The organism is Microcoleus sp. Pol8_D6 (assembly GCF_036700965.1).
Lineage (GTDB): Bacteria > Cyanobacteriota > Cyanobacteriia > Cyanobacteriales > Microcoleaceae > Microcoleus.
Genome location: NZ_JAUBPW010000108.1, coordinates 1 through 14,545 on the forward strand (window position 1 = coordinate 1; position 14,545 = coordinate 14,545).

The following is a 14,545-nucleotide window of genomic DNA, read 5'->3' on the forward strand; positions in this document are numbered from 1 at the left end:
GCATCTATCACGGGATGGGATTATATTCTATCGGCACTAAATACTGTAGCATAATTTTGGAGAATTGGTATTACTTTGATTATTTGCTCGTTATGTCCCGACAAACCCGTCGGAAACGTAGACAGGGCATGGCTTCGTGGTTTTTGGCTTTATTATAAATCTTTATGAAATCCTGAAACGCTTAGATGTTACACTTTACAAGTCTCGACGCGAGAGTCTTCCTCGATAGAAGACCGATCCACTCCTCCCGATCCAACTTCCCCCACCCACGACGAGGCCACCGGGAGGTGAGCTTCACCCCCGGGAGGTGAGCTTCTGGTGCTTGCTCTGAAAAAGTGAGGTCTTTGTAGTACAGCCATTCGTTGTTATTTTTTCTCCAGCCTACCCGATCGCCAAACGCTTCCCATACTTTACTATCATATTCCCTAGTTCCCCCCAAACTTTGATAGATGCGCTTCTGCACCGAAAAGCCGAAGCGCCCATTGCTGTATTTTACCCAAAGTTGGTCAATGGTACGCAAGTCCTCGCAGGGAAAATTATCAATACTTTCTGTATTCAGCCATCCTTCTTCCTCCCTATCCGCCACCTTCAACATCACTCTCGCCGTTTCCTCATCCGCCTCTTTCCACTTTTTAGCAGCCAATAAATTCCGCAAGTTTATATAATCCATCCCCACGGCTGAAATTAACTCTACCTCATCCTCAGCTTTTTTAGGCATCACTAAATTCAACCATTCCTGCACCGACTGCGGGCGATTTTGCGGTTCCAACTCCATCCCTTTCATAATCGCCGCATTCACTCGAGCGCTAATCTCTGAATTGAATTGCTTTGGCGGAGTTAAAGGAATATTTTGCTTCCTGAATTGCGACGGAAACGGCAACTCACCAGTCAACATGACATAAAGCGTTGCTGCTAGGGAATAAACATCAGTATAAGCACCAAGTTCGGCGCGTTTTTCTAATAATTCAATGGGTGCGTAACACTCAGTCCCGGAATTACTATTTGTCCGCAATTTACCCGGCGCTGTCACCTGCCGCGCTATGCCAAAATCAATCAAAACGGCTTCAATACCCCGCTGCCTGAGCATAATATTTTGGGGTTTAACATCAAGGTGAGTAAATCCTTGCTGGTGGACAAAACTCAGCGCGCTTCCGACTTGTTGAATAATTGGCAAAGCTTTTTCTTCCGACAAAATGCCGTTATCTTCGAGATATTCTGCTAAGTCAATTCCGTCGATTAATTCCATCATCATGCACCACAATTCGATATTTCCCACCGTTTCGGGAAATACTTCGTAAACTTGCACGACGTGTGGGTGGCTGCACTTGGCTAAAGATAAAGCTTCGTTGACAAATTTGGTTTGGAATTCGCGAAAGTTTGGCTTACCTTGAACGTTGGCATTTAGGGTTTTGATGGCGACTACTTTACCTTCTTTGCGGTTTTGAGCGCGGTAAGTGACACCGAATCCGCCGCCGCCGAGGATGGCTTCGATGATGTATTTGCCGTTGTGGATTTGTTGTCCCGGCTGCCAGTGCCTCATAGCGGGTTTGTGGGGAGGGATAGGATGGTTTTGATTATAGCTGAGATGGGGGAATTTTTGTTGAGGCTTTGGATGATATCGTTTACGGTTGTTTCGGAATAATTTAACCGCAGAGGCCACAGAGGGCACAGAGGAAGAGAAGAGAGAGGTGAGGTTGAGAAACCGGGTTTTTTTACCTATATATTCGGCATCTATCAAACCCGGAGATCCCCCCTAGCCAAGAGGGCGGGCACGGGGGCACCGCCCCTACAAGGGGGGAACTGGAAGTAATCAAAGTCAACCCCTACTCCCCTTCTTAAGGGGGATTTAGGGGGATCTAGACTTAGATATAAACGAGATTTACATGGATTACAATCTTAATTGTAAGCCTCCATTGGTAAACAAGAACAGACAAAATTGCGATCGCCAAACGCATTATCTATCCGCCCCACCGTCGGCCAAAACTTATGTTCGCGAGTCCAAGGTGCCGGATAAGCCGCTTGCGCGCGACTATAAGGACGATTCCACTCATCAACCATCAGAGATTCTGCGGTGTGCGGCGCATTTTTCAAGACGTTATTTGGCGCGTCAACATTACCGTTTTCAATCTCCGCAATTTCAGCTCGAATTGCAATCATTGCATCGCAAAAACGGTCTAATTCCTGCTTCGATTCGCTTTCAGTTGGTTCCACCATTACCGTACCAGCAACCGGCCAAGAAACCGTCGGCGCGTGATAGCCGTAATCCATCAACCGTTTAGCAATATCTTCAACTTCAATAGCCGCAGACTTTTTGAGCGATCGCAAATCTAGAATACACTCGTGCGCCACCAAACCAGCTTTCCCTTTGTACAAAACCGGATAGTAAGATTCTAAGCGTTTTGCCATGTAATTAGCATTAAGAATTGCTACTTTTGTTGCCTCAGTTAAACCCACTCCTCCCATCATCCGAATGTACATCCAAGAAATAGGCAAAATGCTAGCACTTCCCCAAGGCGCGGCGGAAACAGCACCAACTGATATTTGTTGACTGTTGACTGTTGACTGTTGACTGTTAAGAATAGAATGACTGGGCAAAAATTCTACTAAATGAGACATTACCCCAATCGGCCCCATTCCCGGCCCGCCGCCGCCGTGGGGAATACAGAAAGTTTTGTGCAGATTCAAGTGGCAAACATCAGCACCAAAATCACCGGGGCGGCACAAACCCACTTGAGCATTCATATTTGCGCCGTCCATATAAACTTGTCCACCGCAGTTGTGGACAATATCGCAAATCTCTTTAATTTCTTCCTCAAAAACGCCGTGAGTTGATGGATATGTCACCATCAAGGCCGCCAGTTCATTTTTGTGTTTTTCTGCTTTTTTATGTAAATCTGCTACATCAATATTGCCCTGAGAATCGCACTCTACAGCAACTACTTTCATCCCCGCCATCACCGCGCTAGCCGGATTTGTACCGTGGGCTGACTGGGGAATCAAACAGATATTTCGGTGAGACTCGCCTCGGTGTTCGTGGTATTGGTGAATAACTAACAAACCCGCGTATTCGCCCTGAGAACCGGCGTTGGGCTGCAAAGAAATTCCCGCAAAACCCGTGATTTCTGCTAGCCACTGTTCTAGTTGCACGAACATCATTTGATAGCCGCGAGTTTGATCGCGGGGGGCAAAGGGATGTATCTTGCCAAATTCTGCCCAAGTCACGGGCATCATCTCTGCTGTGGCATTCAATTTCATTGTGCAAGAACCCAAGGGAATCATCGATGTATTTAGCGATAAGTCCTTGGCTTCTAAACGGTGCAAATAACGCAAAAGTTCAGTTTCTGAATGGTAGCTGTTGAAAACTGGATGGGCGAGATAGCTGCTGGTGCGATCGCAAAAATCTGGTAAAGTCAAATAGCCACTCAATGCGTCTGCATCCAGCGGAATGTTGAGAGCCTTCTGCCCGTCCGGCCTGATATAATCTTTATCCTGTGCAAAAATTTTCCATAACTCTTGCACATCTTCAACGGTGACAGTTTCATCTAAAGTGATTCCCACTGTCGAATCATTGAAAATTCGGAGATTAATTTTGCGAACTTTAGCAGCTTCTAGAATTTCTGACAGCGGTTTATCTCCCAATTCTACCCGCAAAGTATCGAAGAAATGTTGAGAACCAATTGTGTATCCGAAACTTCTTAAACCGGATGCCAAAAGTGCCGTTAAACTCCATACTTTCTCAGCAATGTCTTTCAGTCCAGACGGGCCGTGATAAACAGCATACATACTCGCCATCACTGCCAGCAAAACTTGAGCAGTACAAATATTGCTAGTAGCTTTTTCGCGGCGGATGTGCTGTTCGCGAGTTTGCAAGGCCAAGCGCAAAGCAGATTTGCCGTTGGCATCTTTAGAAACGCCGACAATTCTCCCCGGAACTTGCCGTTTAAACTCTTCTCGCGTGGCGAAATAGGCGGCGTGAGGCCCTCCGTATCCCATCGGCACTCCGAAGCGCTGAGTGCTTCCTACGGCTATATCCGCGCCGAATTCGCCGGGGGGTGTCAGCAAGCAAAGGCTCAATATGTCGGCGGCGACTGTGACTAATGCGCCGACTTCGTGTGCCGATCGAATAAAATCGGTATAGTCGTAAATTGCGCCGTCTGTGGCGGGGTATTGCAGGAGAGCGCCGAAGATTGTACGATCAAACTCAAAGCTTTGATGGTCGCCGACAATTACTTCAATTCCCAACGGCTTAGCGCGAGTTTGCACAACTTCCACAGTTTGAGGGTGGCAATCTTGGGAAACAAAAAATGCTTTTGCCCCCTTTTTGCTGGCGCCGTAACTCACCGCCATCGCTTCCGCCGCCGCTGTCCCTTCATCCAGCAAAGAAGCGTTGGCAATTTCCAAACCCGTGAGGTCAATTATCATGGTTTGGAAGTTCAGTAAAGCTTCCAATCGCCCTTGAGCAATTTCGGCTTGGTAGGGAGTGTAAGCTGTATACCAGCCGGCATTTTCTAGGATATTCCGCTGGATGACGGGGGGAGTTATGCAGTCGTGATATCCTGTGCCGATGTACGATCGAAATACCTGATTTTTTGCAGCAATTTCTTTCAATTCTGCCAAAGCGCTGTACTCGCTTTGCGCTGCGGGAAGTTGTAGCGGTTGAGAAATACGAATCGTCGCAGGAACCGTTTTGTCAATCAACTCATCGAGGCTGGAAAGGCCCAAAACATCGAGCATTTCCTGGATTTCGCTGGGCTTAGGGCCAATGTGCCGGCCCGCAAAACCACCAATGGGGGAAAGGTTTTGCTGCTGACTGGGTTCAAGTTGAGGGCTGTAGAGTACCAAGGCGGATTCTCCTGAATAGACTTTTGCTTCTTTGTTTGTAACATTTTGCTAAGAAAACCAGGAAGATTTTCTGCGTCTATCAAAGTCCGACAGTCCGACAGGGGGTGAAACCCCTGTCTCATAGCTAAAGTCGTCGGTCGCCGACTGTAGATTAAGCTGCACTTATCGCAACTCCCCCCGCAACAGCTTGGTATTTCAGTCTTCTTTAGACGACTTGTGCTAAAAGCCCCGTGGGTTTCAACCCCTGGCAGATTGTGGAATTATCAACGAGCCCTATGCCCTATGCCCCATGCCCTATTCCCTATTCCCTATTCCCCTTCCACCATTTTTCGATACTCCGGGGCCGAGAAAGCGTCGTCTGCTTCGCTGGGATTGTCAACGCGCACTTTCAGCAGCCACCCAGCGCCATAGGGGTCTTCGGCTAAATTTTCGGGAGACTCTATAATCTCATCATTGCGTTCTACGACAGTACCGGTAACGGGCGCTTTCAAGTCTTCAACGGCTTTCACTGACTCGACTGTACCGAAAGCTTCGCCCTTTTCCAACCCTGCACCCACTTCGGGCAAATCTAGAAACACGATATCACCGAGTTGGTCAACAGCAAAAGCACTAATGCCGATGGTGGCAATTTCGCCTTCGAGTCGGATGTATTCGTGGGTGTCTAGGTATTTCAAGTCATCGGGGTATGTTAGTGCCATGTCTTTTCTCGCAATAAAAAAGTATCAAGTAAATCTTAGTGAACTATGGGCATTTATTGATGACTAAGTGGAACAAAAAAAATATTAAACGCTTGCTTTTTGGAGAATTTTCTGTCAAAAGACTGATGCGCTCTATAATTTTTATTTACGCATTTCTGTGTTTTTACGGTTTCTTTTTTTCAGAACGACTAATTTTTCAACCTCCGCCATCTAGCCAGAGTGATAGCAGGGAAGTTATCCAAGTTAGCTCAGCTAATGGCGTGAAAATTTCTGCTGTTAATTTTCCTAACCCGCAAGGTAAATATACCATACTTTACAGTCACGGGAATGCGGAAGACTTGGGCGGGATTTTGTGGCTACTCAGAGAGATTCGAGATAGCGGGTTTGCTGTGTTTGCCTATGATTATCAAGGTTACGGCACGAGTCAGGGAAATCCTTCTGAGTATAATACTTATCGTGATATTGAGGCTGCTTACAATTATTTAACCCAACAGTTGGGAATACCTGCAAACCAAATTATTCTTTACGGGCGTTCTGTGGGGGGTGGGCCTGCAATTGATTTGGCTTCGCGGCAAAAAGTCGGCGGTTTGGTGGTTGAAAGTTCCTTTGTTTCGGCTTTTCGGGTGTTGACGCGGATTCCGATTTTACCCTTTGACAAGTTTGTGAATATTGATAAGATTGGCAAAGTGTGATCGCCTGTTTTGGTAATTCATGGTAAGGCTGATGAGGTTGTGCATTTTTGGCATGGAGAGCAGTTGTTTGCCACCGCCAACGAGCCGAAAGTGAATTTTTGGGTTGATGGGGCTGGTCATAATGATTTGATGGATGTGGCGGGCGATCGCTATGCTGCAACTTTGCGACAATTTGCTAAGCTAGTAGATGAGTCTTCTTGGCCAAGATGAGCAACGGGCTAGAAGCCCGTTTCACAACAACACATACACTTACACTTTATAGCCTTTCTCAGTAACATGAGGTGCACGCTTGATAAGCGGGCATAGGGCATAGGGCATAGGGCATACCTCACCAAGATTGAGAACTGCTGTACTTAATTTAACTGGGGCGGTTTGGCGAGCGATAAAATGGTTTTTTTACCACACTAGCCTGATAGTTTTTCCCGCGAATTTCGATTTCTAATTGCTGACCGATTTTCGCTAATTTTGCTGGAACAACCGCGAGGGCTACTGCCCGATTCAAAGTAGGCGATAATGTACCGCTAGTAACTTCTCCTACTGTTTCCCCTTCAAATATTACCGGATAGCCGTGGCGTGCAATATGCCGCCCCTGCATTTCTAAACCTACCAACCGCTTTGATACTCCACTAGCTTTCTGCTGTTCCAAAACCTCGCGACCAATAAAATCCCCTTTGGTGTCGAGGTGAACAACCCAACCCAATCCAGCCTCTAAAGGCGTGATATTGTCGTTAATATCTTGACCGTAAAGAGCCATTGCTGCTTCTAAACGCAAGGTATCTCTCGCACCCAAACCGCAGGGTACAACGCCAGCAGCTAACAATTTTTGCCACAGTTCTTTTCCTACTTCGGCATCCACCATGATTTCAAACCCATCTTCGCCGGTGTAACCAGTTCTGGCGATAAAACTCGGCTGTCCCAAAAGATTTGTTTCTAAGTGACCGAAAGCTTTAATTGGTGCCAGGCTGTCTTCCACAAAAGGCTGGAGATAGTTAACAGCTTCGGGCCCTTGAATTGCAATTAAAACTTTATCTTCGGAGAGGTCTGTAAAACTGAGTTCGCTCAATTCTATGTGAGTGGTGATCCATGCTTTGTCGGCGATGCGAGTGGCGGCGTTGACAATGATTACTGCACGTTCTTCGCTAGTGATAGCGTCGGGTTCTTGGCAGTAGAAAATAATGTCGTCTAAGATGCAGCCTTTGGCATTTAGCAAGACTGTATATTGAGCTTGACCGGGTTGCAAGCGGCTCAAGTCTGAGGGTACTAAGGGTTGAAATTTTTCTCTTACTTGTTTCCCTCTCAAACCAAATTTTCCCATGTGGGAAATGTCGAACATTCCTGCTTGCTGGCGTACTGCTTGGTGTTCGCTGCTGATGCCTGCGTACTGTACTGCCATCTCCCACCCGGAAAACGGCACCATTCGGGCTTTGAGTTCTAATGATAGGTCGTACAGAGGCGTGCGGGCAAGTTGGCTCGGACTCTCTGGATTGCTGGGTTCAGTTGACTTTGCCACAGGTAGCGCTTTGGTTGCGGGTAGACTGTTTTGATTTTACGGGAAAATTGGTTTTCGCGGTGTGTAGCCCGATCGATTTTAAGGACACGCCAATACTGTTTAGGTACAAGTCGCGATCAAATTTAAGCGCGCGGTGGTACTGTTTCGGTACAAATTAGGACACAGCAGTGATGTATCCCTAATTTTAATTTATGGAGAATAGCGGGCTCGAACCGCTGACCCCTACAATGCCATTGTAGTGCTCTACCAACTGAGCTAATTCCCCTTTCTTTTCGCGCTCTCAATCATGCCTTAACTAACCAATATTTGTCAAGCTTTTTGGGGAAATTAGTTTTGAGCCTTCGGCTGGCAAGGCTTTCGGCTTTTTTTCACAAAACTCTCCTCGCTTCTGGACAATCGTCAATCCCCTACTATCATCTAGTAAGTGTGTTGGGATATTTCGGTTAAATGGCTCAAACAAGAGCCCATGAGAAAGTAGACGACTAGCAGAGCGGCGGCTGAGACCGCAACTAGGGTGCCGGCTAGCATTAGTGAAAATTCCCGTTGCGCGATCGCCTCTTGCATTAAGTGCAAAGACCAGGCAACGAGGGCAACGTCAATTATTAAAATAGGAACCAGCATAAGTTACGATTTGTAACAGCTCACCTATTGTAACAAAACTTTTGGTTAAGTGCAGATAAGCTCAGACGTATTTAACTATTGCTGTAAAACCCGAAGGGAGCAGCGGAAAGCCGCTGAGAAAAAGTTATAGCTTTTCTTGATAATTACAATATGCAAAGTTAATGAGAGCTAGCTCAGCCTTAGAGGTGCGTTTTTGCCTCTTGAGCGAGCGATTAAGAGCCCGATAGCTGCGCTTTACACGCATTTTTGAGGGGGTAGGGTGCGTTAGCGAAGCCCGCCCCTACGGGGGCTACGCCAACGAAGAGGCTCGACCTTTGAGTATAACTGATTTGATAGCAGAAGGTCTGAGCCGCTGTTGCACTTGGATGCTGTAAAATTAACTTTATTAACCTGCTTGAAAAGATGACAAATCGCTCTAGTCGCGCCCTTTTTCACAGCAAAACACTCAACACTGCTTTGCGTGCTTTTAGCTTTCCGCAAGATATGGAAGTGCGCCACCAAAAATTGGGAACGTGGATTGCTACACTTAAAACTGGTACGTTAGACGAAGTTAAAGAAGTTGCGCTGCACGGTAGTTTTATTAATGATATTTTTCAGGATGTTTTGGGATATTGCTCGGTAATTCAAGGTGCGGGGAAAGCTTGGGAAATTAACGCGGAACAAACGATATCTGATGGTGGCGGTTCTGCTGACGGGGCGATCGGCTTTTTTACTGCTGCTGACAATGCTAAAGGCAAAGCCGTGTCCCTACAAGGTAAAGTGATTGCTCCGATCGAACTCAAGGGAGCGAAAAATGATTTAGACCGTCCCGCATCCAGGCGAACCGAATCAGCAGTTGACCAAGGTTGGCGCTACGCTAATTATACACCCGATTGTCGCTGGATTATTGTCTCGAATTATCGAGAGTTGCGACTTTATCATACAAATAAAACTCCCGCTTATTACGAACAATTTTTTCTAACTGACTTGGCGGATATGGCAGCTTTTAAGCGGTTTTACTTTCTGCTGTGTCGCCGCAACTTTTTGCCCCACAACCAAGCTCAAACAGTTTCTGTTATTGACAGACTGTTAAAAGACTCTGACGAAGCTCAAGAGGAAATTACCAATAAATTATATCAAGAATACAAAGCAATTCGACTCGCTCTCGTCAAGCATTTTCGCTTTACTGGGCCGCAGGATATCCCCAACCGCGAGCGTGTACTCATCGAAAAAGCTCAAAAAACTTTAGACCGCGTTTTATTCATTGCTTTTTGTGAAGATAAAGGATTGCTGCCGCCAAACACCCTCAGCAACGCTCACGACCACAAAGACCAATACAATCCTAGATTAATTTGGGAAAATTATCAATCTGTATTTCGCTGGGTTGATGTGGGAAATGATGATCCTCCTGTACGGGGATACAACGGCGGTTTATTTAAATTCGATCCGGTTTTAGACGCACAACTGACTGTGCCAAATCCTTTATGCAGTCTGCTTAATAAGCTGACCAAATTTGATTTTGATACCGAAGTTTCCGTCGATATTTTGGGGCATATCTTCGAGCAGTCGGTTACAGATTTGGAAGAGTTAAATGCTGCAAATAGCGGACAGGAATACAATCAGAAAAAAGGCAAGCGGAAAACTCAAGGTGTGTTTTACACGCCAGCTTATATTACTCAGTATATTGTCGAGGTTTCTCTCGGTGGCTATTTGCAGCGGCGAGAGCAACAATTGCGCGATTTTTTCCTAATCGGCGAAGTTGCTGGAGTGTCGGTTCAGCCGCCCAAGAAAACTGCAATTAAGTTTTGGAAAGCGTATCGAGACGAAGTGCTGCAAAAAACGCGCGTCATCGATCCGGCGTGCGGTTCGGGAGCTTTTTTGATTGCGGCTTTTGATTATTTGATGCAGCAATACGAAAAAGTCGATCGCGAATTGAATGCTTTGGGGTATAAGCCAAAAAACGGCAAGTCGCTGGAATTTGACCGAAGCATTTTAAGCAACAACCTGTACGGCGTAGATTTGCTGCCGGAATCGGCGGAAATTACCAAGCTTTCGCTGTGGTTGAAGACAGCGGAACCGGGTAAAACGCTGGCTTATTTGGATGATAATATTAAAGGGGGAAACTCGATCATCGCTGACAGTAATGTAGCAGATACAGCGTTTGATTGGAAAGCTGAATTTCCCCAGATTTTTGCTGATGGTGGTTTTGATGTTGTGATTGGCAATCCGCCTTACGTGCGGCAGGAGTTGCTATCTCTAATTAAACCATACTTGCAAGCCAATTATGAATCTTATAACAGCGTAGCAGACCTTTATACTTACTTTTATGAACTCGGATTAAACATTCTCAAACCGGGGGGAGTGCTTTCGTATATTGTTACAAATAAATGGCTGAGGTCTGGATACGGCGAACCTCTACGCAAGTTTTTTGCCAATCAAGGTTTACTAGAGCAAATTATTGATTTCGGACACGCGCCAATTTTTGAGGATGCTGATACTTTTCCCTGTATTGTCGCAATCAGAAAACCTAACGCTTCTCTATGTATCTCTGAAACTGAAAGCGAGATTGAGCAAGGTAAATTTGAACCTAATTCGTCTGTGATTGTTTGCCCGGTTCCGCGCGAGGAACTTGCTAATATCAACCTTACACAATACGTTCAACAACACGGCTATCAAATTTCGCGAGATCGTTTTATTGCGAATGCTTGGAGTTTGGAACCTCCTGCTGTTGATGATTTGATGCAAAAAATTCAACGAGTGGGTGTTCCGCTTAAAGATTTTGCCGGCGTTAAGCCTTATCGAGGTATTTTAACAGGATTGAATGAAGCTTTTTTAATTGATGAAGCGACTAAAAACAGTCTAGTGCAAGCAGACTCTAAATCCGCTGAAATCATCAAGCCATTATTGCGAGGTCAGAACATTAAACGCTGGAGTCCAGAGTGGGAAAATCTTTGGATTATTCTGCTGAAGTCTAGCAGCGATAGTGTATGGCCGTGGAGTACCGCAAACGATAAAGCAGAGGAAGTATTTGCACAAACATTTCCATCGGTATATAAGTATATGAAGCCGATGCAAGAAAAACTGTCTAAGCGTTCCGACCAAGGGCGTTACTGGTGGGAACTGCGATCGTGTGCCTACTATAACGTTTTTCAAAAACCAAAAATTATCACTCAAGATTTGGCTACTTATTCTTGGTTTTGCTTCGTCGATCAAGAGATATACCCAGTGAATACTTGCTATCTATGGCCAACAGGAAATTTTTATATGCTTGGGTGGCTGTGTTCGCCAATAACTTGGTGGATTTGTCACCACACTTTGCAAAAAGGAATCAATGACACACTGCGAATGTTTAGAGAACAGGTAGAAACTTTACCCATCGCACCACCAACTGACTCAATTCGTGCCGAAGTAGAACCAATTGTCAGCCGTTTAATTGAAATCGCCAAAACTAATCAAGAAACTCACCGAGATGTCTTGGAATGGCTGGAAATCACTTATTTAATTGATAAAGTCGGACAAAAACTCGAAGATTTTTCTGTGCTTTCCTTTGCAGAGTTTGTAGCAGAAATCAGAAAGCGAATGCCAAAAACTAAATCCTCCGATCCTCTCGGCGTGGCTGGACTAAAAGCAGTCCGCGAAACTTATAATGAATATGCACCGGCCATTCAATCTCGCAAAGCTGAGGCGTTGAGACTCGAACACCGTTTATCTGACTTAGTTAATCAAGCTTACGGATTGACACCGGAAGAAATAGATTTGATGTGGAAAACAGCACCTCCGCGAATGCCGATCGCGAGACAGATTTGATATAAGGTTAGATTGGTGTTTGTCTTCGTCTGGAATGTTGGGATAACACTTTTTGCCGACAAATTATGCAATGTGTGCGGGATTTAAAGGTTAATTCTTGACCTTTGAGGTAATTTTTAATCTCCTGTTATCCCATCTTGCTCCCCCCTTGCTAAGGGGGGTAAAACACCTAATACTCTCAGCGATTTAATCCCCTGTTATCCCATCTTGCTCCCCCCCTTAGCAAGGGGGGGCTGGGGGGGTAAAAAAGCCAAGCAACAACGAAAAAATCCTCTTGCTCTCCCCCTTAGCAAGGGGGGTAAAACACCTAATGCTCTCAGCGATTTAATCCCCTGTTATCCCATCTTGCTCCCCCCCTCAGCAAGGGGGGGCTGGGGGGGGTAAAACACCTAATGCTCTCAGCGATTTAATCCCATCTACAATCACATCTAGAACCCCATCCAAATTATGATAAACATTATCATTTGTAAACCTCAAAAAATTAATTCTTGCTGATTCAATAAATTCTTGCCTTTCCGCATCATATTCTACAGCACCTTCTTGAAAATGACTATCACCGTCAACTTCTAGTGCTAACTTGATTTCCGGCGAGTAGAAATCGATCACAAATTCTGCTACGCTGTACTGTCTGCGAAATTTACAATTCTCAAGCTGTCTGTTTTTGATTTTGTCCCAGAGACGTTTTTCAGCTTTTGTCATTTCTCTGCGAAGCCGCTGTCGCTTGAGTTTTTCTGAGGTTTTGTTGTAAAGTTTTGTCATTTTTTTTATTTGGGTTTTTTAGTTGCTTGCTTGGCTTTTTTACCCCCCCCAGCCCCCCCTTAGCAAGGGGGGGAGCAAGAGGGTTTTTATACCAATTCTCCAAAATTATGCTACAGTATTTAGTGCCGATAGAATAGAATATAATCCCATCCCGTGATAGATGCGATTGTTTCACTTGAAAATTCTTCAAGAAAAGTGCGAACTTTTTCTTTGATTTCATCTAAGTTGTCATAAAGTTCCCAACTTAATTCTTGTTTTATATATTGCCATACTCTCTCGTTCGGATTCAATTCAGGACTGTATGGTGGTTGAAAAAGTAGTAAAATATTATCTGGGATTTTGAGTTGGCTACTATGATGAAACTTACCATTATCCAGTTGCACAACATTTAAATGCTCGGGATATTCTGCTGCTAAGTTATCTAGGAATATTTGAAAACATTGACCGTCAAGATGTGAAAACTCTAACCAGAAACTTTCTCCGGTTTGAGGGGCAACCGCCCCGTATAAATAGTAAGCTTTAAAATTCCATTGAACTAAACCTATTGGTTTGACTCCACGGGCTGTTATTTTTTTCCTTTCAATCGTTTTTAAGCCGATTCTAGTTTCATCTTGACACCAATATTTGAGACCATTTTTTGCTGGATTAGGGGTAGTGGACTCCAACCATAAAACAAGTTTCAGCAATTTTTCTAGTGGCGTTGCTGAATTAGGGTATGATAGATTGAGAGTACGAGTGCCAAAAAATAACACTTCAAAAAAAATAGAGCTTATGCAATGTCCTGAATGTCTGTCAAGTTACGTTAATAAAAATGGTCATAAAAAAGGCAAACAGAATTATATTTGTGTCAATTGTGCCAGACAATTTATAGACTGCTATCAACCTCATAAAGGTTACTCTTCAGAGGTAAAACGTGAATGTCTCAAAATGTATGTTAATGGTCTGGGTTTTCGAGCAATAGAAAGAATTAAAGGAGTACATCATACCACTATCATAAATTGGGTCAAGCAAGTCGGGGAATTGCTTCCTGATACTTATGAAGCAGAGACAATTCCCGAAGTTGCAGAACTTGATGAACTAGAAACATTTATTGGTCAAAAAAAATAAGATCTGGGTCCCGACAGCGGTTAATCACTTTCAGCCAGGGATTTTAGGATGGGTGCTGGGCGATCATAGTGCAGCAAGTTTTCGACCATTGTGGGAATTAGTCGGCAATTGGAAATGTTATTTTTATATTACAGATGGATGGCCAGTTTATCCCATGTTTATTCCAGAGGGAGACCAAATTATCTGTAAAACTTACATGACCAGAGTAGAGGGCGAAAATACGCGACTACGACATTATTTGGCACGACTTCATCGCAAGACTCTTTGCTATTCTAAGTCGAAAGAGATGCTCAAAAATTCCATTCGCTTATTAATTCATTATCTTAAGTTTTGGGACGTTCCGGTTCCCTATCCCGGGAATCATTTCAATCGCGTTCAAGCGAGGCAAATGGAGTAATGAATACATCCCTGCGATCGTACCAATCATACCTCAATTCAGCAACGCCTTTCTAGTTTTTTTTAAACTCTATTGCTGCCGCCGGATCTTTTTTGTTACTCAAACGCCTTGGTACTTTTAACTTGGCTTTCAT

General features: G+C 44.7%; 9 protein-coding genes, 1 tRNA gene and 1 pseudogene. 3 read left to right on the forward strand and 8 right to left on the reverse strand.

Features of this window, described 5'->3' with window-relative positions; genetic code table 11:
- Positions 1 to 181: 181 nt before the first annotated feature.
- The 3 genes from QUA10_RS27360 to gcvH all read right to left on the reverse strand — a co-directional run bounded on the left by QUA10_RS27360 (position 182) and on the right by gcvH (position 5,540).
- Entirely contained in the window at positions 182 to 1,540 is a 1,359-nt protein-coding gene (locus QUA10_RS27360; RefSeq protein ID WP_333085718.1) for a serine/threonine-protein kinase, read from the reverse strand.
- A 356-nt stretch (positions 1,541 to 1,896) separates the two neighbouring features.
- A complete protein-coding gene (gene gcvP / locus QUA10_RS27365) occupies positions 1,897 to 4,842 on the reverse strand; it encodes an aminomethyl-transferring glycine dehydrogenase (protein ID WP_333085719.1) in 2,946 nt (981 codons plus the stop codon).
- 308 nt (positions 4,843 to 5,150) lie between these two features.
- Positions 5,151 to 5,540 (reverse strand): glycine cleavage system protein GcvH, encoded by a 390-nt coding sequence (gcvH, locus tag QUA10_RS27370; RefSeq protein ID WP_333085720.1) that lies wholly within the window; start codon positions 5,538 to 5,540, stop codon positions 5,151 to 5,153.
- A gap of 59 nt (positions 5,541 to 5,599) precedes the next feature.
- Here gcvH and QUA10_RS27375 point away from each other — a divergent pair.
- Positions 5,600 to 6,442, forward strand: a pseudogene (locus tag QUA10_RS27375) (alpha/beta hydrolase).
- A 148-nt stretch (positions 6,443 to 6,590) separates the two neighbouring features.
- On the opposite strand, the gene gcvT reads toward QUA10_RS27375, so the two are convergent.
- The 3 genes from gcvT to QUA10_RS27390 form a co-directional block, all read right to left on the reverse strand.
- A complete protein-coding gene (gcvT, locus tag QUA10_RS27380) occupies positions 6,591 to 7,742 on the reverse strand; it encodes a glycine cleavage system aminomethyltransferase GcvT (protein WP_333085721.1) in 1,152 nt (383 codons plus the stop codon).
- Positions 7,743 to 7,934: 192 nt separating this feature from the next.
- Positions 7,935 to 8,007: transfer RNA gene (locus QUA10_RS27385), tRNA-Ala, on the reverse strand.
- Between the two features lie 152 nt (positions 8,008 to 8,159).
- Positions 8,160 to 8,363: a hypothetical protein gene (locus QUA10_RS27390; protein WP_333085722.1), complete on the reverse strand. Its 204-nt coding sequence runs from the start codon at positions 8,361 to 8,363 to the stop codon at positions 8,160 to 8,162.
- A 402-nt stretch (positions 8,364 to 8,765) separates the two neighbouring features.
- Here QUA10_RS27390 and QUA10_RS27395 point away from each other — a divergent pair, with 402 nt between their 5' ends.
- Positions 8,766 to 12,149, forward strand: coding sequence for an Eco57I restriction-modification methylase domain-containing protein (locus QUA10_RS27395; protein WP_333085724.1), 3,384 nt, complete (start codon positions 8,766 to 8,768; stop codon positions 12,147 to 12,149).
- 357 nt (positions 12,150 to 12,506) lie between these two features.
- Here the strand turns inward: QUA10_RS27395 and QUA10_RS27400 are convergent, their stop codons facing one another.
- Positions 12,507 to 12,908, reverse strand: a complete 402-nt coding sequence (locus QUA10_RS27400) for an endonuclease domain-containing protein (RefSeq protein WP_333085725.1) — start codon at positions 12,906 to 12,908, stop codon at positions 12,507 to 12,509.
- A gap of 119 nt (positions 12,909 to 13,027) precedes the next feature.
- The gene (locus tag QUA10_RS27405) at positions 13,028 to 13,594 is read right to left on the reverse strand and encodes an IS630 family transposase (protein ID WP_333086436.1); all 567 of its coding nucleotides are present in this window, start codon (positions 13,592 to 13,594) and stop codon (positions 13,028 to 13,030) included.
- Between the two features lie 85 nt (positions 13,595 to 13,679).
- Here QUA10_RS27405 and QUA10_RS27410 point away from each other — a divergent pair.
- A protein-coding gene (locus QUA10_RS27410) for an IS1 family transposase (RefSeq protein WP_333084988.1) occupies positions 13,680 to 14,412 on the forward strand; the annotation gives its coding sequence in 2 pieces (ribosomal slippage) (positions 13,680 to 14,005 and positions 14,004 to 14,412; 735 coding nt in all).
- Positions 14,413 to 14,545 lie beyond the last annotated feature (133 nt).

Excerpts from the sequence above, each read along its gene's own strand:
- QUA10_RS27400 (WP_333085725.1), bottom strand. The coding sequence starts at position 12,908 with ATGACAAAACTTTACAACAAAACCTCAGAAAAACTCAAGCGACAGCGG.
- QUA10_RS27390 (WP_333085722.1), bottom strand. The coding sequence starts at position 8,363 with ATGCTGGTTCCTATTTTAATAATTGACGTTGCCCTCGTTGCCTGGTCT.
- gcvH (WP_333085720.1), bottom strand. The coding sequence starts at position 5,540 with ATGGCACTAACATACCCCGATGACTTGAAATACCTAGACACCCACGAA.
- QUA10_RS27395 (WP_333085724.1), top strand. The coding sequence starts at position 8,766 with ATGACAAATCGCTCTAGTCGCGCCCTTTTTCACAGCAAAACACTCAAC.
- QUA10_RS27360 (WP_333085718.1), bottom strand. The coding sequence starts at position 1,540 with ATGAGGCACTGGCAGCCGGGACAACAAATCCACAACGGCAAATACATC.